Origin of the sequence: Amnibacterium kyonggiense, assembly GCF_004364555.1 — a bacterium.
Lineage (GTDB): Bacteria > Actinomycetota > Actinomycetes > Actinomycetales > Microbacteriaceae > Amnibacterium > Amnibacterium kyonggiense.
The window spans coordinates 193,589-214,464 of the sequence record NZ_SOAM01000001.1; the positions used below are offsets into that span (position 1 = coordinate 193,589).

At 73.9% G+C, this 20,876-nt stretch carries 21 protein-coding genes; 8 read left to right on the forward strand and 13 right to left on the reverse strand.

What is annotated here, in order from left to right:
- Positions 1 to 16 precede the first annotated feature (16 nt).
- Entirely contained in the window at positions 17 to 2,026 is a 2,010-nt protein-coding gene (locus CLV52_RS01100; protein ID WP_133764058.1) for an acyl-CoA dehydrogenase family protein, read from the forward strand.
- On the opposite strand, the gene CLV52_RS01105 is transcribed toward CLV52_RS01100, so the two are convergent.
- Genes CLV52_RS01105 through CLV52_RS01115 form a run of 3 tightly spaced genes read right to left on the reverse strand, consistent with a single transcriptional unit; the run spans position 1,999 to position 5,048 of the window.
- On the reverse strand, positions 1,999 to 3,102 hold the full coding sequence (locus CLV52_RS01105) for a glycerate kinase (protein ID WP_133764060.1): 1,104 nt from the start codon (positions 3,100 to 3,102) through the stop codon (positions 1,999 to 2,001). The two genes, CLV52_RS01100 and CLV52_RS01105, sit on opposite strands and share 28 nt — an antisense overlap.
- 37 nt (positions 3,103 to 3,139) lie before the next feature.
- Entirely contained in the window at positions 3,140 to 3,784 is a 645-nt protein-coding gene (locus CLV52_RS01110; protein WP_133764062.1) for a DedA family protein, read from the reverse strand.
- Between the two features lie 22 nt (positions 3,785 to 3,806).
- A complete protein-coding gene (locus CLV52_RS01115) occupies positions 3,807 to 5,048 on the reverse strand; it encodes an LCP family protein (RefSeq protein WP_133764064.1) in 1,242 nt (413 codons plus the stop codon).
- Positions 5,049 to 5,248: 200 nt separating this feature from the next.
- Between CLV52_RS01115 and CLV52_RS01120 the strand changes: the two genes are divergently transcribed.
- Positions 5,249 to 6,310 (forward strand): amidase domain-containing protein, encoded by a 1,062-nt coding sequence (locus CLV52_RS01120; protein WP_133764066.1) that lies wholly within the window; start codon positions 5,249 to 5,251, stop codon positions 6,308 to 6,310.
- Positions 6,311 to 6,341: 31 nt separating this feature from the next.
- On the forward strand, positions 6,342 to 7,109 hold the full coding sequence (locus CLV52_RS01125; RefSeq protein ID WP_133764068.1) for a hypothetical protein: 768 nt from the start codon (positions 6,342 to 6,344) through the stop codon (positions 7,107 to 7,109).
- Between the two features lie 60 nt (positions 7,110 to 7,169).
- Here the strand turns inward: CLV52_RS01125 and CLV52_RS01130 are convergent, their stop codons facing one another.
- The 7 genes from CLV52_RS01130 to CLV52_RS01160 form a co-directional block, all read right to left on the reverse strand.
- A complete protein-coding gene (locus tag CLV52_RS01130; protein ID WP_133764070.1) occupies positions 7,170 to 8,162 on the reverse strand; it encodes a ferritin-like domain-containing protein in 993 nt (330 codons plus the stop codon).
- A 322-nt stretch (positions 8,163 to 8,484) separates the two neighbouring features.
- A complete protein-coding gene (locus CLV52_RS01135; RefSeq protein WP_133764072.1) occupies positions 8,485 to 8,712 on the reverse strand; it encodes a hypothetical protein in 228 nt (75 codons plus the stop codon).
- A gap of 32 nt (positions 8,713 to 8,744) precedes the next feature.
- Positions 8,745 to 9,893: a TerC family protein gene (locus tag CLV52_RS01140; protein WP_133764074.1), complete on the reverse strand. Its 1,149-nt coding sequence runs from the start codon at positions 9,891 to 9,893 to the stop codon at positions 8,745 to 8,747.
- A 137-nt stretch (positions 9,894 to 10,030) separates the two neighbouring features.
- Positions 10,031 to 11,032 (reverse strand): AraC family transcriptional regulator, encoded by a 1,002-nt coding sequence (locus CLV52_RS01145; protein ID WP_133764076.1) that lies wholly within the window; start codon positions 11,030 to 11,032, stop codon positions 10,031 to 10,033.
- Between the two features lie 79 nt (positions 11,033 to 11,111).
- Positions 11,112 to 12,188, reverse strand: a complete 1,077-nt coding sequence (locus CLV52_RS01150; protein WP_133764078.1) for an XdhC family protein — start codon at positions 12,186 to 12,188, stop codon at positions 11,112 to 11,114.
- A gap of 543 nt (positions 12,189 to 12,731) precedes the next feature.
- Positions 12,732 to 13,217, reverse strand: a complete 486-nt coding sequence (locus tag CLV52_RS01155; protein ID WP_133764080.1) for a DUF4396 domain-containing protein — start codon at positions 13,215 to 13,217, stop codon at positions 12,732 to 12,734.
- Between the two features lie 73 nt (positions 13,218 to 13,290).
- Positions 13,291 to 13,809, reverse strand: coding sequence for a GNAT family N-acetyltransferase (locus CLV52_RS01160; protein ID WP_133764082.1), 519 nt, complete (start codon positions 13,807 to 13,809; stop codon positions 13,291 to 13,293).
- Between the two features lie 35 nt (positions 13,810 to 13,844).
- On the opposite strand from CLV52_RS01160, the gene CLV52_RS01165 reads away from it, so the two are divergent.
- A complete protein-coding gene (locus tag CLV52_RS01165; RefSeq protein WP_133764084.1) occupies positions 13,845 to 15,071 on the forward strand; it encodes a D-arabinono-1,4-lactone oxidase in 1,227 nt (408 codons plus the stop codon).
- Positions 15,072 to 15,086: 15 nt separating this feature from the next.
- On the opposite strand, the gene CLV52_RS01170 is transcribed toward CLV52_RS01165, so the two are convergent.
- Positions 15,087 to 15,419, reverse strand: coding sequence for a helix-turn-helix domain-containing protein (locus CLV52_RS01170; RefSeq protein ID WP_133764086.1), 333 nt, complete (start codon positions 15,417 to 15,419; stop codon positions 15,087 to 15,089).
- A gap of 190 nt (positions 15,420 to 15,609) precedes the next feature.
- Here CLV52_RS01170 and CLV52_RS01175 point away from each other — a divergent pair, with 190 nt between their 5' ends.
- Positions 15,610 to 17,106 carry a S53 family peptidase gene (locus CLV52_RS01175; RefSeq protein ID WP_133764088.1) on the forward strand — a complete coding sequence of 499 codons (1,497 nt, stop codon included), beginning with the start codon at positions 15,610 to 15,612 and terminating at the stop codon, positions 17,104 to 17,106.
- A 9-nt stretch (positions 17,107 to 17,115) separates the two neighbouring features.
- On the opposite strand, the gene CLV52_RS01180 is transcribed toward CLV52_RS01175, so the two are convergent.
- Together CLV52_RS01180 and CLV52_RS01185 are read right to left on the reverse strand one after the other, a co-directional pair.
- Positions 17,116 to 17,340, reverse strand: a complete 225-nt coding sequence (locus CLV52_RS01180) for a hypothetical protein (protein WP_133764090.1) — start codon at positions 17,338 to 17,340, stop codon at positions 17,116 to 17,118.
- Positions 17,341 to 17,416: 76 nt separating this feature from the next.
- Positions 17,417 to 18,784, reverse strand: coding sequence for a protein kinase domain-containing protein (locus tag CLV52_RS01185; RefSeq protein WP_246017869.1), 1,368 nt, complete (start codon positions 18,782 to 18,784; stop codon positions 17,417 to 17,419).
- Between the two features lie 200 nt (positions 18,785 to 18,984).
- Here CLV52_RS01185 and CLV52_RS01190 point away from each other — a divergent pair, with 200 nt between their 5' ends.
- The 3 genes from CLV52_RS01190 (at position 18,985) to CLV52_RS01195 (ending at position 20,828) form a co-directional block, all read left to right on the forward strand.
- The gene (locus CLV52_RS01190) at positions 18,985 to 19,896 is read left to right on the forward strand and encodes a glycoside hydrolase family 43 protein (RefSeq protein ID WP_162850664.1); all 912 of its coding nucleotides are present in this window, start codon (positions 18,985 to 18,987) and stop codon (positions 19,894 to 19,896) included.
- A 214-nt stretch (positions 19,897 to 20,110) separates the two neighbouring features.
- Complete coding sequence (locus tag CLV52_RS18220) at positions 20,111 to 20,263, forward strand: hypothetical protein (RefSeq protein WP_162850665.1); 153 nt, start codon at positions 20,111 to 20,113, stop codon at positions 20,261 to 20,263.
- Positions 20,264 to 20,402: 139 nt separating this feature from the next.
- Positions 20,403 to 20,828, forward strand: coding sequence for an Hsp20/alpha crystallin family protein (locus tag CLV52_RS01195; RefSeq protein ID WP_133764096.1), 426 nt, complete (start codon positions 20,403 to 20,405; stop codon positions 20,826 to 20,828).
- Positions 20,829 to 20,876 lie beyond the last annotated feature (48 nt).

Genomic DNA, 20,876 nt, shown 5'->3' on the forward strand with positions numbered 1-20,876 from the left:
CGGACAGGAGGCGACCATGACGTTGGATGCGATGTCGGGACCGACGACGACCGCGACGGTGCGGGCGACGAGGACGAGCGCGCAGGAGCCGGACTTCGACCGGATCCACGACGGCCTGCTCGGCAGCTGGAAGGACGTCCGGCTCGCCGCGCGCGCCCGGACGCTCGACCCGGCCCTGCACCGCCTCGACGACATCGGCGTCGCCGACCACCGCGCTCGCGTGACCGCGCAGCTGCAGGTGCTCCTCGACAGCGGCGCGGTCCGCCTGCCCTTCCCGGAGCAGTTCGGCGGCTCCGGCGACGCCGGGGGCAACCTCGTCGCCTTCGAGGAGCTCGTCACCGCCGACCCCTCGCTGCAGATCAAGGCCGGCGTGCAGTGGGGCCTCTTCGCGGCAGCGATCCTCCACCTCGGCACGCGGTACCACCACGAGCACTTCCTCGCCGACGCGATCGAGCTCCAGACCTTCGGCGGATTCGCCATGACGGAGACCGGGCACGGCTCCGACGTGGCGTCGATCGCGACCACGGCGACGTACGACCCCGCGACGCAGGAGTTCGTCATCGACACCCCCTTCCGCGCCGCGTGGAAGGACTACATCGGCAACGCCGCGGTCGACGCGCGCGCCGCGGTCGTGTTCGCGCAGCTCGAGACGCTCGGCGAGCGGCACGGCGTCCACGCGTTCTTCGTGCCGATCCGCGACGCCTCCGGCACCTTCCTCCCGGGCGTCGGCGGGGAGGACGACGGGCCGAAGAGCGGCCTGAACGGCGTCGACAACGGCCGCCTGCACTTCTCCGGCGTCCGGGTGCCGCGGGAGAACCTCCTCAACCGGTACGGGGACGTGGCGCCGGACGGCACCTACTCCTCGCCGATCCCGAGCCAGGGGCGCCGCTTCTTCACGATGCTCGGCACGCTCGTGCAGGGCCGCGTCTCGCTCGCCGGCGCCGCGAACACCGGGGCGAAGATCGCGCTCGAGATCGCGATCACCTACGCGGCGCAGCGGCGGCAGTTCGCGGGCGCCGCCGGCGACGAGGAGGTGCTGCTCGACTACCCGCAGCACCAGCGCCGCCTGCTCACGCGGCTCGCGGGCGTCTACGCCGCGACCTACACGCAGGACGAGCTGCTGCTCGACTTCCACCGCGTGTTCACGGGCGAGCACGACACCGACGAGTCGCGCCAGGAGCTCGAGAACTTCGCCGCCGCGGCGAAGGCGGAGGCGACCTGGCACGCGCTCGACACGATCCAGGAGTGCCGCGAGGCGTGCGGCGGCGCCGGCTTCCTCGCCGAGAACCGCTTCGGGCAGCTCCACGCGGACCTCGACGTCTACGCGACGTTCGAGGGCGACAACACGGTGCTCCTGCAGCTCGTCGGCAAGCGGCTGCTCACGCAGTACGGCCGCCGGCTGAAGGCGGCCGGTTCCGCCGGAGCGGCGCGCATCGTCGCCGGGCAGGCCGTGTCCGCGACGGCCGCCTCCGCGGGCCTCGCCGCGCTCGCGCAGCGCGTCGCCGACGGCGGCACCGCCGCGGGCGCCGCCCGATCCCTGCGCGAGCCGGCCGTGCAGGAGCGCATCCTGCTCGACCGCGTCGAGCTCGCCGTCGCGGAGATCGCGCCCGCGCTCCGACCCGCTCCCGGCGTCTCCGCCGAGGAGCTCGCCGCTCGGTTCGGCGACCACCAGCACGCGCTCATCGACGCAGCGCGGGCGGAGGCACGGCTGCGGCAGTGGCGCGCGTTCACCCGGGCCGTGGAGCGGGAGACGGATGCGCCGACGAAGGCGCTGCTCGCGCTCGTCCGCGACGTGTTCGCGCTGACGACGATCGAGCGCGACCTCGGCTGGTACCTCGTCCGCCGTCGTCTCAGCGTCTCGCGCGCGAAGGCCGTGACCCGGCTGCTCGACGCGCTCGTGCGGCGGATGCGTCCGCACGCGGTCGACCTGGTGCAAGCGTTCGGCTACGAGCAGGGGCATCTGCGCGCGGCGATCGCCTCCGGAGCGGAGGCCGCCCGTCAGAAGGAGGCCCGCGCCGCCCGCTGAGCGGCGGGCGGCGGGAACCGGGACGCCAAGGCGACGCCCGCCGAGCGGAGGGCCGCCGCAGGGTCCGCGAACGCCGCCTCCCGGCCGACCAGCGCAGTGAGCGAGAGCGCCGCGACGTAGCCGACGGGCTCGACCTCGATCGAGCCCGCGACCAGCGCGGTCGGGACGGCGCCGGCGAGGGCGCGAACGGTCTCCGGGACCTTGCCCCGAGCGGTCTGCGCGTCGAAGCGCCCCTCCCCCGTGATCACGAGGTCCGCGCCGTCGACGGCCCGCGGCAGCCCGGCCGCGGCAGCGACCGCAGCCGCTCCGGGCACGAGCTCGGCGCCCCAGGCGAGCAGCCCGAACCCCGTGCCGCCGGCGGCCCCGGCGCCGGGCGCGGTCGGGTCGCCCGGCAGCCGGGCCGCCAGCCGCGCGAGGCCGCGCTCCAGCTCGGGCACGTCCGCCTCCTTCGCCCCCTTCTGCGGCCCGAACACGGCCGCGGCGCCCTCCGGCCCGAGGAGCGGGCTGGTGACGTCGGTGACGACCCGGGCGCCGCCGCGCGGGATCGGTCGCAGCGCGGCCAGGTCGACGGCCTCCAGCAGGAGGAGTCCGGCAGCGCCGTCCGGCACGTCCCCGCCGCCCACGTCGAGGAATCGCGCGCCGAGCTCGCGCAGCGCGCCCGCGCCGCCGTCCGTCGAGGCGCTGCCGCCGATCGTGAGGAGGAGCGCGGTCGCGCCCGCGTCGAGCACCGCGCGGATCGCCGCGCCGAACCCGCGGGTGTGCGCCCGCCACGGCCGGAGCGGGTCGAGGAGGGTGATGCCGCTCGTCGACGCGAGCTCGACGACGCCGGTGCCGTCGGGGAGCAGGAGGACGACGGCGTCCACGGCCCGGTCGTCGGGGCCGGGGACCCGGACCGGGATGCGCTGCGCGCCCGGGACGGCGAGCGCCTCGAGCGTGCCCTCGCCGCCATCGGCCATGGGCATCGGGAGGACCTCGTCGGCGGGGCGCACGGAGCGCCAGCCCTCGGCGAGCGCCGCGGCCGCCGCCGCGGCCCCGAGCGTGCCCTTGAACGAGTCCGGGGCGATCACGACGCGCATGCGCTCAGCCTCCCGCGTCCGTCGTCGCTCGGCGCCGTCAGTCGGCGTTCCGCGCCCTCCGGCGGTGGAGGCGCCGGACGACCAGCACGACGAGCGCGATCGCCAGCGCGGCGTAGACGACGACGTCGAGCACGTCGAGGTACGGGTCGATGACGTGCCGCTGCGTGCCGAGCGCCGCGCCGAGCCCGATGAGCGCGGCGTTCCAGGCGCCGCTGCCGATCGCGGTGCAGAGGACGAAGAGCCCGAGGTGCATCCGGTCGGCGCCCGCCGGGATCGAGATCAGGCTCCGCACGCCGGGGACCAGGCGTCCGACGAGCACCGCGACGGCGCCGTGCCGGTGGAACCACGCCGCGCCGCGGTCCAGGTCGTCCTCGTCGACGAGCCGCGTCCTCGCGAGGAGTCGCGTCGAGCGGCGGAGGCCGAGGGCCGCACCGAGCCAGTAGAGCAGGAGCGCGCCGACCGTCGACCCCGCGGTGCTCCACGCGATCAGGCCGGCGATCGTGAGCCGGCCCTGCCGGGCGAGGTAGCCCGCGTAGGGCAGGATCACCTCGCTCGGCACGGGCGGCACGACCGTCTCGAGCAGGACGAGCGCTCCGACCCCTGCGTCGCCGAGCGCGAGGAGCAGATCGCCCGCGAACGCGACGAGGCCGCCCTCCTGGGGCTCGGCGGCGAGCGCCGTCACCGCGGTCCTCGGCGGATCGGCATCAGCGCCGACCCAGGTCGTTGCCGACCGAGCAGGTCTGCTGGTCGACGGACTGGCCGACGACCGTGTCCGGCAGGTCGACGGTGTCGCTCGAGCCGGACGGGCTCGGGGAGGACGTCGGGCTCGACGTCGGCGACGACGAGGTGGACGGGCTCGCCTCCACGGACCCGGATCCGTCCGTCGCGCCCTTCTGCTTCTTCGCCAGCTTCAGCGTCTTGTCGGCCTTGACGGCGTTCAGCAGCACGGTCGCGCTCGTGTCGTTCGGGACCAGGCCGTCGCCGTAGAGCGTGGTCGGGTACTGGACGAGCACGAACTGCCCGAGCGGGATGCCCGCGACGGCCCGGCCGATCGAGACCATCGTGTCGACGTTCGCGAGTCCCGACGAGAGGGTCATGCTCTGCGTCGCCGCGGTCGCCAGCCCGTACAGCTTGGTGACGTCCGTGAGCGTCGCGTTGCTCTTGATCTTCCGGACGAGGGACGAGAGGAACACCTGCTGCGAGCTGATGCGCGTCAGGTCGCTGCCGTCGCCGACGCCGTGGCGCGTGCGGAGGAACTTCAGCGCGGTGACGCCCTGGATCGTGTGCTCGCCCTTGGCGAGGTGCAGGCCCGTGTAGTCGTCGTTGATCGCCGACGCCACGCAGACGGGCACGCCGCCGACCGCGTTCGACATCTCGACCACGCCGTCGAAGGTGATGAGCGCCGCGAAGGGGATGGACATGCCCGTGAGGGCGGCGACCGTGTCCCGGACGCAGCCGAGGCCGCCGTACTCGAGCGTGCTGTTGATCTTCACGCCGGTCGCGGCGGGGAGCTTCCGCGCGGTGTCGGTGGGATCGGTGCACTCCGGCCGCGAGACGTACAGGTCGCGCGGGAAGCTGATCACCGTCGCCTTCGTGTGGTCGGCGCTGATGTGCACGAGGATGTTGACGTCGTTCAGCGTGCTGCCGGGGTTCTCCCCGTAGTGGCCCTTCTGGCCGTTCCTCGTGTCGCTGCCGACGAGCAGCAGGTTGACGGTGCCGGAGTACGCACCGATCGCCGGGATGTCGGTGGGATCGTCGCCGGGCAACGTGACCGTGTGGTTCCCGAGGTTCTTCACGAGCCGCTCGTACGCGATCGCGCCGACGCTGACGCCCGCGACGAGGACGACGCAGAGGCCGATCGCGAGGAACCGGAGGACCGAGCCGACCAGGCCCGGCGAGCGGAGGCGCCCGTGGCGGGCGAGCGTCGCTCGAGCTCGTGCGGCCACCGGTCCTCCTCCTGTGCACGTCCTGCCGGTCGGTCTGCACGCGGAGTGCGCCTCGCAGTGGGGGACGAGGTTCCGCCTCCCCGTGACTACCGTCGACCGGGCACGACGAGACGGATCCTACCGACCGCGTTTCCCCTGAACAGGGAGTGGTCCTGAAGGATTCCCTCGCAATCGACGAGCCGAGGGGCAGACCACCGCCGATGAACGCCCGGACGACCACCATCACCACGACGCTCGCCGCCGGCCTCGTCGCCGCGCTCGCGTTCGCGGCGACCGGCCCGGCAGGCGCCGTCACCCCGGCACCGACGCCCTCCAGCAGCGCTTCGGCGACCCCGACGACCGGCCCATCGGCGTCCCCGACGCCCACCTCGCGTGCGACGACGCCACCCGCCGGCACGGTGACGCCGACCGCCTCGCCCGTCCTGACGCCGTCCGCCAGCCCCACGCCGACGCCGACGCCGACGCCGACGCCTGTCGTGCCGCTGCCGTCCGCGACCGCCGTCACCAGGAAGTCCGGGCACACCGCGTACTCGCGGACCGCGACGATGACCGGCATCCGGTTCACGAACCTCGCGGGCGTGCAGGTGGCGGGCACGCCGGTCGGGAACCTCCAGATCCTCTCGGACACGAAGGCGCAGTTCGTGATCCCGAACGCCGCCGACTACCAGCCGAAGATCGCGGCGATCACCCTGACGGCGAAGTCCGATCCGACCCCGCGCGCGACCGGATTCACGTTCCAGTACAAGGTCGCGAACGCGCTGGACCGCCAGATGGCCTACGCCTTCGCGAACTGGAACGCCTACTCGAACTCGACCTTCGGCTACCTGTCCGGCAACGACTGCGCCAACTTCGCCAGCCAGACCCTGCTCGCCCGCGGCTGGAAGCGCTCGCCGCAGTGGTTCAACTACGGCGCCGGCGACTGGAGCGGCACCTGGGTGTCCTCGACGGCGCTCAGCTCCTGGCTGAGCAAGCGGCCCGACCTCGCGACCCGGCTCGTCTACTCCCAGCGGGACGCGGTGGTGGTCGGCGACATCGTGCAGTTCCGGTGGCCCGGTCACCCGAAGTCGTACTCCTCGTGGGACCACACCGCGATCGTCTCCAAGGTGGTCGTCCTGCCGAACGGGCGCCACGACATCTACTACGTGGCGCACACCCTGAACCGGCAGTACGGCGGCGGGACGACGGGACTGGCGTCCTGGTACGCCGGGCAGAAGATCAAGGGTCAGACGCTGCGCATCCAGTTCTTCCACCTGCTGCGGTAGCACCCGGCCGAGCGGGGCAGACTGGCCGGTCGTGACCCCGTTCCTCTCCGCAGCGTTCGCGATCGCGGTCGCCGTCGCGACCCTCCTCGCGCTGGCCGCCCTCGCGGCGCTCGCCGTGCTCCTCGTCCTCCTGGTGCTGCTCGCGCTCGACGTGCTGCTCGACCGCAACGGCGTCGACCGGCGCGCGATGCTCCGCCGCGCCGCCGCGCAGCTGCGCGGTCCGAAGCCCTCTGCGGACCGGCAGGCGGCCTCCGCGGCCGAGCCCGCGCCGCAGGCGTCGCCGTCGCGGCGCATCCCCTTCTCGGCGCGACGGCCCGCACCCCGGGAGCCCGAGCCGCAGCCCGCCGGGGAGACTCCGGTCGCCCCGGCCGAGTCGGCTGCACCCGCCGCCCCCGCGGAGCCGCAGCAGCCGGTCGAGCCCGCGCGGGCATCCGTGGAGTCGACGCCGAAGCGCGCCGTCGCGGCGCGCGCCGTGCGGTCGCGGGACGCCGCTCCGACGCCGCCGGAGGTCGCAGCCGAGCCGGCACCGGCCGTCACCGACGCGACGGTGACCGAGGTCCTGCCGGTCGAGGCGGTCCGTCCCGCCCCGAGGACGCGGACGCCGCGCACGCCGCGCGTCACCCCGCGCCGGTCGCCGAGCCCCCGGCCGGCACCGGCGCCGCAGGCTCCGCCCGAGCCGCAGACCGAGCCCGTCGACCGCGACTCGGCGATCGACCGCCTGTTCGCGCCGCTGCTCGAGTCGGACCGGACGGAGCCGCTCCCCCGTCCGCGCACCGCCCGCGAGCGCGACGAGGACTGAGACGACGAAGGGAGGGCCCCGATCGACGACCGGGGCCCTCCCTCCTCGTGCTCGCGGGGTTCAGCTCGCGGGCGTGTTGCCGAAGCTCGTCGAGTTGACGGCGCCGTTGACCCCGTTCGGGTAGAACCCGCCCTTGGTCGCATTCTTCGACGGCGTCAGGTAGACGATGTTGAGGACGTGGCCGGGCGTGCGGCTGTAAGCGATGCCGTTGCGGTCCGCCGGGACGAGGTTCGACGGGTTCTTCGGCTTCCACCCGGCGTCGGCGCCGTACTTGATGCCCTGGTCGTCGTCGCCCTTCCCGTCGAGGGAGTCGCGCGCGTCCGACAGCTTCTGCACGATCTCGAAGATCTTGTGGTTCTTCTCGGCCTCGCCGTACAGGACGGTGCGCACGGCACCCGCGTGGTACGCCTCGACGGCGAGGATGCCGGCGGCGGCGTCCAGGTACGTCTTGTTCGACAGGAGGCCCGCGCCGCCCTTGTAGGCCGTGACGCCCACGTCCTCGAAGAGGAAGGAGGCGAGCAGGAAGTTCGTGTCGTTCGCGAACGCGTCGAACTTCTGGCCCTTCTTGATCACGCCGGCCGCGACCGCCGCCGCGGTGAACGCCGCGTCGAGGGAGATCTTGGGACGGGCGACGGCGGACTTGCCGAGCGCGCCGCGGAGGAAGCGGACGTGCTCCCGCTCGTCGCGGGCGATCTCGCGGGCGTACTTCGCGATGGTCTTCGACTTGAACGGCACCTTGTGACCGCCCGAGACGGTGCCGTACTTGCCGGTGCCGTGGACGTCCTTGCCGTCCAGGCCCTCGCCCGTGACGGCGCGGAGGTAGAACTCGGCCTCGAGGTACTCGAGGTTCAGGGCGAAGTTCAGCACGGCGGCGTCGGTGGCCGCATCGCTCGCGGCGTCGGCCGGAGCGGCGTTCGCCGCCGCGCCGCCCAGCACGGTCGCGCCGGCCGCCGCGGCACCCGCGATGCCGAGCATCCCGAACAGGCGGCGACGGTCGACCTCGGAGGTCGCGCTGCGCTGCACGGCCTCGCTGATGAACTGCTTCTCGTACAAATCGGACTCCTGCCGACTCGGGGGAAGGGCCGGTCGGCCGGATCGGCCGCCGCCCGCGCCGCGGATCGCGGCGTCGGTGGAAGCTACGGGCGGGCAGTCGTCGCGCATCGACGCGCCACGGTCGCGCCGCACCGGTCGGGCGGGAACGGGCCTGGCGCACCGCATCCGGGCCCGGCGGCGCGCGCACTCGGGCCCGAAACGCGTGCACGGGCCCCCGAGGGGCCGAGCGGCGCCGTGGTCTCGGGTCCCGTGGCCGGAACACCGCTCACGGGGCCGACCGCCCCGCTCGCGACCAGCGGAGGGGAGCGGGCGATTCAGGCGCTCAGTGGACCGTGCCGTACGAGTCCGCGACGATCGCCCAGATCTGGGTCAGCAGCACCACGCCGCCGATGAGGATCAGGAGCACGCCGCCGAACAGCATCCCCTTGCGCGTGGCGAGGGCCTGCTGCGTCGCCCCGGTCTGCCAGACGAGCATCCCGACGCCGAAACCGGCCGTGATGACGGCGAGCAGCGCGTAGAGGGCTGCGGTGGGGAACGTGGTCAGGTCCACGGATCGGCGCTCCTTCCGCCCGCGGGCCCCGATCAGCGGAGCCGTGTCGAACGGGCCTTCCGAAGAAGGTTCTCATCCTCCGGCGGCAGTTCGTCACGATTCGCCTGGAACTCCTCGTGCAGCTCGTCGACCTCCGCCATCGCCTCGCGGCGCTCCCGCAGGGAGACGCCGGGGTCGAGGACGGTCGCGGCGTGCTCGCGCAGCCGCAGCAGCCGCCCGTTCCGCCGCCCCGCCGGCGTGGCCAGCGAGCCGATCACCGTCACGAGCAGGATGCCGACGATCACGCCGAGGGAGACGGGGGTGCTGATCTCCGGGACGGCGAAGGGCTCGCCGCCGTTCAGGAACGGCAGGTCGTTCTCGTGCAGGGCGTGCAGCAGCAGCTTCACGCCGATGAAGCCGAGGATGGCGGCGAGGCCGTAACTGAGGTAGATCAGGCGGTCGAGCAGGCCGTCGATGAGGAAGAACAGCTGGCGCAGGCCGAGCAGTGAGAACGCCGTGGCGGTGAAGACGATGTAGACGTTCTCCGTGAGGCCGTAGATCGCGGGGACGCTGTCGAAGGCGAACAGGATGTCGGTGCCGGCGATCGACACCATCACGAGCATCATCGGCGTGAACATCCGCCGGCCGTCGACCCGTGTCGTGATGCGGTCGCCGTCGTAGTCGTCGGTCGTGTTCAGGAAGCGGCGCGCGAGCCGCACCATCACGTTGTCGCCGACGGAGTCGTGGTCCTTCGAGCGCAGCAGGTTCACGGCGGTGACGATGAGGATCGCGCCGAACAGGTAGAAGATCCACGCGAAGGCGTCGATGAGGGTCGCGCCGAGGAAGATCAGGCCCGTCCGCGCGATGAGCGAGAACACGATCCCGAACAGCAGGACCTTCTGCTGGTACTCCCGTGGCACGCTGAACCCGGCCATGATCACGACGAACACGAAGAGGTTGTCGACCGACAGAGCCTTCTCCGTGAGGTACCCGGCGAAGTACTCGCCGCCGAGCTGCGGCCCTGCGACGACGAGCACCCCGACGCCGAACAGGAGCGCGAGCCCCACATAGATCCCGGACCACACCGCGGCCTCGCGCAGGCTCGGCGAGTGGGCCTTTCGGACGTGCGCGAAGAAGTCGAACAGCAGCAGTCCGAGGATGGCGAGGACGGTCAGCACCCAGACGAGGGCCGGCGCGTTCATGGGGTCCTTTCGTCGGGCTCCGAGCGTGCGGTCCGTTCAGCGAAGCGGGTCGGCGACTGCCAGGTCGAGCAACCTGGGGGCCTCCTTCTGCTTCTCCGAGCGACCGCACAGGACGGCCATAGGCCACGCCGAGGAGGTCAGCGGTGCGCGCGCAGGGTGTCGCTGGGCCGCTCGCCGAAGCGCTCCTGGTAGAGCCGCGCGAACCGCCCGCTGTTGCCGAACCCCCAACGCTCCGCGACGGACCGCACCGTCGTGCCGCCCTCCTCCGCGCCCGCGAGCAGCTCCTTGCGGGCCGCCTCCAGGCGGATCGCGTGGAGGTGCTCGACGGGGCTGACGCCGAGGTGGCGGCGGAAGAGGGACTGCAGGGAGCGCACCGAGATCCTCGCCGCCGCCGCGACGTCCGGTACGGCGACCGCCTCCAGTGCGTGCTCCTCGAGATAGGCGACCGCGCGGCGGACGGCGCGCGGCGCACCGGCGGCGCCCGTCGATGCGCCGGCGTCGGCGGGGTCGGCGAAGCAGGCGACGAGCATGCGGACGGCGAGGTCGAAGAGCTCACCGGCGATGATCGGGTTGTCGAGCACGTGCGGATCGCGGATCGAGCGCTGGACGTGCGCGGCGGCCCACGCCCACGCCGCGGCCGCGGCGGCCGAGCTCGGCGCGCTGCGGGAGAACCGTCGGGGCGCCCCGCCCGGCTCGTAGCGCTCGGCCGCGGCCCGGACGGCGTCGGCGTCCAGCAGCGTCATCCGCAGGTGCAGGTCCTCGAACGCCATGCGCGCGGCGCCGCTCGGATGGAGGAAGGGGCGCGCCGGGTCGACGCGCGTCCGCGGGTACTCGGCCAGCAGGCGTCCGGCGAGCACCTCGCTGACCGCGAAACCGTCGTGCTCGAACACGCCGTGCGCCCGTGCGGGGCCGGTGAGCATCAGCTCGGCGCTGCGGAGCCGCTCGTCCCCGACCGAGCTGTGGCGGAAGACGAAGGGGCCGTCTCCCATCGCGACCTCGAGGACCACGTGCGGGTACGCGCGACGCAGGAGCCGGATCGCCTCGCCCCGGTCGTGCGTGGACACGGCGACGCGTCCTCCCGACTCCCCGGAGCCGGAGATGAAGCTCCGGACCGGTGCGGTCGTCTCCTCGCGCTGCATGCGTCCTCCGAGCAGCGTTCGGAGCAGCGGGCCGTTCGGTGTGGTGCCGGCGCGCACCTCCCCGCGTGCGCGGCGGTCGTCAGCGGGGGACGGCGGCGCGGTGGATCGGCCCGGAGCCGGACCGCAGCGGCGCGGCGTTCCGGCCCGCGCGGACCGCGAGCACCTCGGCGAGGACGGCGATCGCGATCTCGGCCGGGGTCCGAGCGCCGATGTCGAGGCCGATCGGCATCCGGAGGCCGGCCTGCGCTTCCGGCGCGACGCCGAGGGCCGTCAGCCGCTCGCGGCGGCGGAGCGTCGTCGCGCGCGAGCCGAGCGCCCCGACGAAGCCGGCCCCGCCCTCGAGCGCCTCCGCGAGCGCGAGCGGGTCGAGGTCCTCGTCGTGCCCGAGCACGCAGACCGCGTCGCCCGCCGTCAGCGTCACCGAGCGGAGGACGTCGTGCGGCCGGCCGACGACGAGCTCGGTGCCGGGTGCGAACCGGGACGGCGCGAGGAAGACGGCCCGCGGGTCGCAGACGGTGACCTGGAACCCGACGGCGCCCGCGGCGGCGGCGAGTGCGACCGCGACCTCCGTCGCGCCGCAGATCACCATGCGGCGCCGCGGCGCCGCGACGTCCGCGAAGATCCGGACGAGCACGCCGTCGCACGCGATCTCGACGCCGCCCGCGACGCCGCCGCCGCGGCGCCCCTCGAGCGCGGCCCGCACGAGTCCGGCCGGCACCCCTGGCAGCGCGTCCGCCGACGCGTGGGTCACCGACCGCCCGAGGAGGGCCGGCGGTCCCGCGGTGACGAGGCCGATCACGGCCGGACTCCCGGACGCCGCGGCCCGCAGCTCGTCGGCGACGGCGGGATCGAGCTCGTGGACCAGCACGTCGAGCTCGCCGCCGCACGCGAGCCCGGCCCGCGCGGCAGCCGCGTCCCCGAACCCGAACCGGTGCACGGCGCCCGGCTCGCCGCCGAGCAGCGCGCGGCACGCGGCGAGCGCCGCGTCCTCGACGCACCCGCCCGACACCGAGCCGAGCACGGACCCGTCGCCGGCCACCGCGAGGGAGCTGCCCGCCGGGCGGGGCGAGCTGCCGATCACGTCGATCGAGGTCGCGAGCGCGATCGGGACGCCGGCCGCGACGAGCGGCACGAGGCGGTCCGCGAGCTCGAGCACGCGCTCATCCTCCCCCGACGTCGTTTCCGCCGTGTGACGACGACGACCGAAGAATGCGGAATGGATTCGAAAACAATTCCACCCCTCGATCTGGGGCCGGTCGAATGCGAGGACAGACAGATCTGTCTGTCCTCGTGCGTGCTACGGTTCCCATACGCGATACCCGTCGCAGAAAACGAATACCCAAGCTCGACTCGCTCGCCGAGTGCCGGCTCCACGCGGACCCAGCCGCAGGAGCAGGCTCCCGACTCGGAGCGCGAGATCGCCGCAGGCACGCGGATCGACCGGCTCCCCACCGGTCGACCCGCCCTGCGGCAGGCAGACGGAAAACGCCGCAGGCGACCGATCCCCCAATCGGCCGCCGCGGCGTCTCCGTAGCGAATCAGGCCTCAATTCCAGCCCCCCAGCTGGAAGCGGCCCGATATGCAGAACGATAATACGAGCGCCTCCGATTCGCACCCGGAATGCGCACCCCACTGCGGGGCACACCTTTTCGGAGGCCTTCGACCGCGCGAAGAGTCGGAGGACCGGCCTCCTCCGTGCTCAATGCATCGCGTGGACGACCGCATGCCCGCGGCCCCGGGCGATCAGCCAGCGGTTGACCGGCGTCGCGACCACGAACGCGAGGGCGAGCGACAGCGCGAGCGATCCCCAGAACAGCAGGGTCGACAGCCCGGCGTCCATCGCCCCCGGGATCGACGCCACGACCGTGTTGTCGACGACCTCCATCACGGCGATCGACACCGTGTCGGCGGCGAGTGCGATCCGGAACGCCGACTGCAGGCTCACGCCGGCGCGCAGGACGCCGCGCATGGTCAGGGCGTAGCCGAAGACGAACGCGAGCACGATCGACAGCACGACGACCGCCGCGTTCGGCCAGTCGAACGCGGTGCCGACGACCATGCCGAGGACCTCCCCGATGGCGCAGCCGGTCAGGCAGTGGAGGGTCGCCTGCGCGGCCCCCGCCCACGACGCACCACCGCGCCCGTGGTCGACGCCGTGCTCGCGCATCGTCCCGTGCTCGCTCATCCGGACCTCCTTCGATACCCCCTAGGGGTATCACCGCAGAGCTCCGGATGCAAGTACCCCCCGGGGGTACTCGTCACGTCGAGCGGATGAAGTGGTCCGGCGGCACGAGCGGCCGGTCGGGCACCGCCTCCTCGGTCTCCGCCCAGCCGCCCGGCCCGAACGCCCGGTTCGCGACCCGGCGCCAGAACCCGCCCGCCGCGACGTTGTCGTGCTGGAACCCGACCTCCCACGGTCCCGGATGACGGGAGAGCACCGCGACCGCCAGCGCGACCCCGAGTCCCGACCGCCGGAGGGGCGGCGCCACCCAGAACCCCGCGATCGTCCGCCGCTCCCCCGTGAGCCCGTCGACCAGCGCGAACGCGACCGGCGCCTCCTCGCCGGTGTTCGGATGCGGCCCCGTGGCGAACCACCCCACCCCGTCCGCGGAGGGGAAGCGGTCGAGGAGCGCGGCCCGGTACCGGCCGTCGGCGTAGGGCAGCCCGTCCACGACGGGCGACAGGTCCTCGCGGAACGCCTGCCACAGCCAGGCGACGACCGGCCACTCGTCGTCCCGAACCGCGCGCAGGACCGCGCCTCCCGGCAGCTCCGTCACGACGCCTCCTGCACCTTCCGGGCTACGGTACGGCCGTGGTCGACGACGAGCGCAACTGGGCGCGGAACCTCACGTACAGCGCCCCGGTGCAGCACCCGGGCTCGATCGAGGAACTGCAGGACGCGGTCGCCGCGGCGACCCGCGTGCACGCGCTCGGGACGCGGCACTCCTTCAGCCGCTGCGCGGACACGGACGGGCTGCTCGTCGCGCTCGACCTCATCGAGCCGGACCTGCGGGTCGACGCGGCAGCGGGCACGGCGACGGTCGGCGCCGCCATCCGCCTCGGGGATCTCGGGCGGCTGCTCGACGACCACGGCCTCGCGATCGCGAACCTCCCCTCCTTGCCCCACATCTCCCTCGGCGGAGCCGTCGCCACCGCGACGCACGGGTCCGGCGACGGCAACGGAATGCTCGCGACGCTCGTCCGCGGGCTGGAGGTCGTCGGCCCGGACGGCGCCATCCGTTCCTTCGCCGGACCCGAGCTCGCCGGAGCGGTGATGGCGTACGGCGCGCTCGGCGTCGTCACGCGCATCACCGTCGCGGTCGAGCCGGCCTTCTCCGTGCGGCAGGACCCGTTCTCGACCATGCCCTGGACGAGCGTGGAGCAGCATCTCGACGCGATCTTCGCGGCGGCGTACTCCGTGAGCCTCTTCACGACCTACACGGGCGACGTGCGCGGCGGCCTCGTGAAGTCCCGCGACGCGGCCGGGTGGTCCGGCCCGTTCTTCGGCGCGGAGCCGACGCCGCGCGATCCCGCGGAGATCGAGGCGGCGACCTCGAAGACCCCGGTCGGCGACTTCGGCCCCTCCTGGGACCGCCTGCCCCACTTCCGGCTCGCCGCCGTGCCGAGCGTCGGGGAGGAGCTGCAGAGCGAGTACTTCGTGCCCCGTGCCCGGGCGCAGGAGGCGCTCGCCGCGCTCCGCGGCCTCGGCGAGGACATCGACCCGGCTCTCCACGTCACCGAGCTGCGCACGGTGGCTGCGGACGACCTGTGGCTCTCCCCCGCCTCGGGCGCCGACGTGCTCGCGATCGGGTTCACGTGGCGGGACCTGCCGGAGCTCGTGCTGCCGCTGCTCCCCCGCATCGAGGAACGGATCCTGCCCCTCGGGGCCCGGCCGCACTGGGCGAAGCTGTTCGCGGCTCGTGCCGACGTCCTCCGCGAGCGGTACACCGGCTGGGACGACTTCGCCCGGCTGCGCGACGAGGTGGACCCGGACCGGGTCTTCGGCAACCCGTTCCTCGCGGAGGTCCTGGGCTCCTAGCCGAACGCGGTGTGATCAGGCCGCGAGCGCGACGGCGCCGCGGCTCGGGGCGTGCGCGGTGCGCTGCTCGCCGACCGCGTGCAGCTCCGCCGCGACGGCGATCGTCAGGTCGAGCAGGGTGACCCCCAGCGCACCGGCGACAGCCGCGATCATCTCGCTGGACGGGTCCTTCGCGCCGCGCTCCATCTCCGACAGGTACTGGGGCGAGATCCCGGCGCGCCCCGCGGTCTCACCGAGCGTCTCGCCGCGGTCGCGCCGGAGACGGCGCAGCCGGTTCCCCAGCATGTGCCGCCAGAGCGGCTCGACGGGGCGGGGAGCGGATGGCGGCGGCGTCGGGGAACCGGTCATGCGCGATGCTAGGCCGCTCCCGGTCGCCGCCGCCGGGCGGATCCGCTCAGAGCAGAACCGCGCCCGGTGCACGGATCCACCGCTCGCGGTGCACCCGTCTCGCACGACGCCCCGAAGAGGTCGCATCGGGGCGGTGCCCCGATCCGTAGCCTGACCGCACCGCGAGCGCGGTCGGAGGGGGAACGGGTCGATGAGGGCTCCGCGGCTGATCGGCGTCGCCGTCTGCGCGCTGCTGGCCGCCTCCGCGCTCTGGTCGGGCGCGGACACGGCGCCGCAGGAGTCGCGGGAGACCGTGCGCTCCTTCCTCCGCGTCGCGCCCGCTGCGGCGACCGCCGGCGCCGCGGGCCTCACGCCGGCTGACATCGCGTCCGCCTACGGGCTGACCAGCGGCACGGCCGGGACCGTCGCGGTGGTGACGGCGTACTCGGTCCCGACGCTCGAGTCGGACCTCGCGGTCTACCGCAGCACGTTCGGGCTGCCCGCCTGCGGCACGGTGGACGGCTGCCTCCGGATCGTCGGGCAGCGCGGTACCGCGACGCTGCCCCGGGCGGACGCCGACTGGGGCCAGGAGACCTCCCTCGACGTCGACGCCGTCTCGGCCGCGTGCCCCGACTGCCGGATCCTCGTGGTCCAGGCGGACGGCGCCTCGATCGGCCAGCTCGGCGCCGCGGTGGACACCGCGGTGCGGCTGGGCGCCGACGCCGTCTCGGCGTCCTGGGGCGACACGGAGTGGCGGTCGTGGAGCGGCACCGCCGCGCACTTCTCCCACCCCGGCGTCCCCGTCGTCGCCGCGACGGGCGATGACGGCCAGGCCGCCGCGGTCTTCCCCGCCGCCCTGCCCGACGTCATCGCCGTCGGCGGCACGACGCTCACCAGCACGGCGGGCGGGGCGAGCCCGCTCACCGTGCAGCAGGTCGACGGCGGTTCCGTGACGACCGCCACCACCTCCTCCGCGGTGGCGAAGGACCGAATCGCGCTGGCGAGGGCCAAGGCATCGCTGAAAGCGGCGAAGCACCGGGTGGCCGTCGCCAAGGCGCGCCTGCACCGGGCGGAGGTGCGCCGCGCCCGCGCCGCCACCGCCCACGATCGGGCGCACTGGCGCCACCGGGTCCGCGACCTGTCGCGGTCGCTGTCGACGGCGCGCGCGAGCGTCTCTGCTTCGTCGAAGCGGGTGTCCTCGGCCGAGGCGACCCTGCTGCGGGACGTGCTGCGCGATGCGAGCGCGAAGGCCGCCGCCCGAGCCCGCGCGGGGCAGGGCGACCGGACCGGCTGGATCGAGACCGCGTGGCGGGGCGCCGGATCCGGCTGCTCGTCCGTCGTCCCCCGCCCGTCGTGGCAGCCGGCGACCACCTGCGCGCACCGGGCGACCGCGGACGTCGCGGCGGACGCGGATCCGGAGACGGGGATCGCGACGTACGACACCTTCGGCACGGTGGCGGACAGCGCCGACGGCTGGATGGTGGCGGGCGGGACGTCGCTCGCGGCACCGCTCGTCGCGGCGATGCTCGTGCGCTCCGGCCACGCCGCCGGGTACTCGAGCGCCGAGCCGCTGTACGAACGGGCCGGGGCGTTCTGGGACGTCACGGGAGGGTCGAACGGGTCGTGCGGCACGGCGCTGTGCGATGCGGGCGTCGGCTACGACGGGCCCACCGGGGTCGGGTCGCCGAGGTCGCTCGCCTCGTTCTGACCCGGGAGGTCAGAGGGGCTGGCCGACCATCGCGTGCCGGATCTCGATCGGCACCCGCACGCCGTTGGCGAGCACCCCCTCGAGGTACTCGGAGTTCGGGTCGGGCAGCGGACGCGGCTGCCAGCCGGCGCGGATGATCAGGTCGACGATCTGCGCCGCGGTCGCCTGCTCGCGGACGGCCGATTCGATCTCGGCCTGCAGCTGACGCCGGGCGGTCATCGGGGTGGTGCTCATCCGCTCATGATGTGCGTCGCCCGACGCGGGGGCAAGCCCCCGTCGGGAGGAGTGAACGGATCCGGACATCTCCGGTTCAGCCGTCGAAGAGCGCCCGCCGCGTCGCGAGCCGCAGGTCGAGCTCGCGCACCGCGATCGCGGCGAGGGCGCCGAGATCGCGCAGCTCCTCCTCGCTGAAGGCCCGCACCCGCCGGTCGAACACGCAGAGCGTGCCGATGACGTGCCCGTCGCTCGTCGTGATCGGCACGGCGGCGAACCCGTGCAGCTCGGGATGCCCCGAGACGATCGGATTGGCGGCGAACGCGTCCCCGTCCTGCACGTCGGGGACGCACAGCGGCCGGCCCGTCGCCACCGTGTTGGCGCAGAGCGCCACGTCCCGGTCGATCTGGCGCTCGTCGATGCCGCGGCTCGACTTGAACCACTCGCGGTCCGCGTCGACGATCGAGATGAGGGCGATCGGCACGTCGAGCAGGCGGCGGGCGAGCTCCGCGATCCGGTCGAACGCGTCGTCAGGCGGGGTGTCGAGGATGTTGTAGCGGCGGACCGCGGCGAGGCGCCGCTCCTCGTCGGTCGCGAGCCGGCTCGGGTCTACGCGGCCCGCGCCCACGAGGTCGCGGACGTAGGCGGTCTGGAACGCGAGCGCGACCGCCTCCAGGTCGGGTCGGTCCTCCGGCACGAGCGCGGTCATCCCGCGCAGCACGTCGGCGAGCGGCGCGGGGACCGTCTCCGGGATCCGCGGATCGCGGTCGAGCCGCTCCGCGGCCGACTCCTCGGGCGAGCCCGGGAAGGCGACCTCGCCGGTGAGCGCCTCGAGCAGCACGAGGCCGAGCGCGTACACGTCGGACGCGGGCGTGGGCTCCTGCTCGTCGACCTGCTCGGGGCTCAGGTACGCGACCGTCCCCGACGTCTCCTCCCCGTTCCGCTGCGAGCCGATCAGCGACGCGATGCCGAAGTCGGAGAGCTTGCCCCGGATCCGCGAGTCGATGCGGCGGTCCGCGAGCAGCACGTTGGCGGGTTTGATGTCACGGTGGAGGAAGCCGTGCTCGTGCACGTACTGCAGCGCCTCCGCGAGGTCGAAGCCGAGGTACGCGACCTGGGCGGGCGTCAGCGGACCGTGCTCCCGGATCCGTCGACGGAGGTCGACGCCGGGGATCCGCTCCATCACCAGGTAGACGCGCGAGCGGTCGGGGTCGCTGGTGTCGACCCCGGCGTCGAACAGGGTCGTCAGCCCGGGGTGGTTCATGCCTGCGACGAGGCGCGCCTCCGCCTCCTGCACGCGGACCGACCGGGCGTCGACCGCGTCCGCGTGGAAGAGCTTCACCGCGACGTCGCGGTCGAGCAGCGGGTCCCGGGCCTCGTACACGACGGCTCGACCGCCGCGCCCGATCGGCTCCCCGAGCACGTAGCGGCCGGCGATGAGCCGGGGGGACGAGGGATCGGACAAGCGCGCTCCTCCGATCGCTTCGCGGACCGGCGGCCCCTCAGGTGCTGAGCGACCGCGTTCGAATGATGGCACGACGGACGCGCCGCCGCGATCGGTCGGATCCGCTGCGGACTCCTCTCCGGGGCTCGTGTGCGGACGAGCGGCGCGGGGATGGGACGCTGGGGCCATGCCCGCCCAGCCCCTCGTCGTCGAGCGCCGCCGTGTCCGCTGAACCCGTCTGGGACGGCGACTTCGCCGACCCCTTCCTCATCAGGACCGACGACGGCTACGTCGGCTACGCCACCAGCCCCGTCGCGGTCGAGTCCGGCGCGGCGCTGCGCGGCCTCGTCTCCCCGGACCTGCGCACCTGGAGCGACGCGGGGCCGGTGCTCGACGTCGACGGATCCTTCGGCACGACGCTCTGGGCCCCGGAGGTCGTCGAGGCGGACGGGGCGTGGTGGATGTACTACTCCGCCGGGTTCGACATCGCCGGGCACCACCTCCGCGTCGCGCGGGCGGACGCCCCGACCGGGCCGTTCGTCGATCAGGGCGTGAACCTCACGCCCGACGAGCCGTTCGCGATCGACGCGACCGTGCTGACCGACGTGGACGGCGCGCGCTACCTCTACTACGCGCACGACGTCCTCGACGCCGAGCGGCCCGGCACCCACCTCGCGATGCGGCGCCTCCTGAGCCCGACGCGACTCGACGACGAGGTCGTGCCCGTGCTCGCGCCGAACGCGGACTGGCAGATCTACGAGCGGGACCGCGCCATGTACGGGCGCACCTTCGATTGGCACACCCTCGAGGGACCGACGGTCGTCCGGCGCGGCGACGCCTATGCGCTGATCTACTCGGGCGGCTCGTGGGAGGGCCCGGACTACGGGGTCTCCTACGCCACCGCGCCGTCGCCGGCCGGCCCGTGGACGCACGCGGGCGGGGAGGCGCCCCTGCTGCTCAGCCGTGCGCTGACCGGGCTGGACGGCCCCGGGCACAACTCGCTGCTCCAGCTCGCGGACGGCTCGTGGATCACCGCGTACCACGCGTGGGACGCCGCCGGCACGCGACGGCAGCTGCACCTCGCGCCGGTGACCTGGGACGGGCCGCACCCGCGGGTCGAGCTCGACCGCTGACTCCGAGGGACGACCTCCCCGAACGGGTCCGCCCCGTTCTGGGGAGTAGGACAGACAGATCGGTCTGTCCTACCGTCGTCAGCACCGCGGACCCAGCCGCGGACGCCGGATACCCGTCCGGCTGCCGGCCCGAACCGGCACCGAGCAATCCCGCTCCGGCGGCCGGACCCCCCGCCGACCGCCGGAGGCGGGCCTCTCCGAGAGGCGCGGACCCGTGCGCGACACCCGACTCCACCCCGAATCCGCCCGCATCGCCCTCCGCGACGTGCGGACGCCCGACGGCACCGCCGTCCGCGACGGCCTCGCGGCCGCCCGCGAGCTCTCGGCCGCCGTGGCGCGACTGATCCCCGCGGCCGCCCAGGCCTGACCGGTCGACGGCGCCGCAGGGAGATCCTCAGCGATCAGATGTTGGCACTCTCCCCTTCCGAGTGCTAAATTTCCTCGCGTTGAGCGTGATCCGCTCAACTTCGGAACTCTCATCTCGCACCTCGGAAAGGACGATTTCGATGGCCATGAACTTCGACCCGTTCCGCGAGCTGGACCGCGTCGCGTCCGCGCTCCTCGACACCCGTCAGGGCCCGCAGCTGATGCCGATGGACCTGTACCGCGACGGCGATCACTACGTGCTCAGCGCCGACCTGCCCGGCATCGACCCGGGCTCGGTCGACGTGGACGTCGACGGCCAGCTGCTGACCATCCGCGCGGAGCGGACCATGCGGAACGTCGACGGCGTGAAGTGGCTCGCCCACGAGCGGCGCGGCGGCAGCTTCCTCCGTCAGCTGAGCCTCGGCCAGGGGATCGACACCGAGCACATCGCCGCGACGTACGAGAACGGCGTGCTCACGGTGACCATCCCGGTGAGCGAGCGCGCGAAGCCTCGCAAGATCGAGGTCAACGCCGGCGCGACGCAGCAGCAGGCCGTGGAGGCCTGACCCGACCGATCGGCACGCGAGGCCCCGGTGCTCCGGCACCGGGGCCTC

Excerpts from the sequence above, each read along its gene's own strand:
- CLV52_RS01100 (WP_133764058.1), top strand. The coding sequence starts at position 17 with ATGACGTTGGATGCGATGTCGGGACCGACGACGACCGCGACGGTGCGG.
- CLV52_RS01105 (WP_133764060.1), bottom strand. The coding sequence starts at position 3,102 with ATGCGCGTCGTGATCGCCCCGGACTCGTTCAAGGGCACGCTCGGGGCC.
- CLV52_RS01120 (WP_133764066.1), top strand. The coding sequence starts at position 5,249 with ATGAACGCCCGGACGACCACCATCACCACGACGCTCGCCGCCGGCCTC.
- CLV52_RS01140 (WP_133764074.1), bottom strand. The coding sequence starts at position 9,893 with ATGAACGCGCCGGCCCTCGTCTGGGTGCTGACCGTCCTCGCCATCCTC.
- CLV52_RS01145 (WP_133764076.1), bottom strand. The coding sequence starts at position 11,032 with ATGCAGCGCGAGGAGACGACCGCACCGGTCCGGAGCTTCATCTCCGGC.
- CLV52_RS01155 (WP_133764080.1), bottom strand. The coding sequence starts at position 13,217 with ATGAGCGAGCACGGGACGATGCGCGAGCACGGCGTCGACCACGGGCGC.
- CLV52_RS01170 (WP_133764086.1), bottom strand. The coding sequence starts at position 15,419 with ATGACCGGTTCCCCGACGCCGCCGCCATCCGCTCCCCGCCCCGTCGAG.
- CLV52_RS01175 (WP_133764088.1), top strand. The coding sequence starts at position 15,610 with ATGAGGGCTCCGCGGCTGATCGGCGTCGCCGTCTGCGCGCTGCTGGCC.
- CLV52_RS01180 (WP_133764090.1), bottom strand. The coding sequence starts at position 17,340 with ATGAGCACCACCCCGATGACCGCCCGGCGTCAGCTGCAGGCCGAGATC.
- CLV52_RS01195 (WP_133764096.1), top strand. The coding sequence starts at position 20,403 with ATGGCCATGAACTTCGACCCGTTCCGCGAGCTGGACCGCGTCGCGTCC.